A 231-nucleotide genomic window follows, 5' to 3' on the forward strand; every position below is an offset into this window, starting at 1 on the left:
CGCCGCGCACGTGTTCAATCGCGTCGGCGTGCCGCTCGTCCTGCTGCCGTTGATCGGCGGACTCGGCGGCGCGCTGTGCGGCGTCGTGTTCGGCTTCATCTCGACGTGGCGTGCCGGGACGGCCTTCGCGATGATCACGCTCGGCATCGGCGAACTCGTGTCGGCGGCCGCATGGACGCTGCCCGACTGGTTCGGCGGCGAGGCGGGCGTGGCGATCGATCGCGCGAGCGG

The 231-nt window shown here is 72.3% G+C and carries 1 pseudogene; it reads left to right on the forward strand.

Features of this window, described 5'->3' with window-relative positions:
* Positions 1–231 (forward strand): annotated as a pseudogene (locus SB771_RS37450) (branched-chain amino acid ABC transporter permease); the annotation flags it as partial.

Source organism: Burkholderia sp. SIMBA_051 (genome assembly GCF_046534915.1).
GTDB lineage: Bacteria > Pseudomonadota > Gammaproteobacteria > Burkholderiales > Burkholderiaceae > Burkholderia > Burkholderia ambifaria.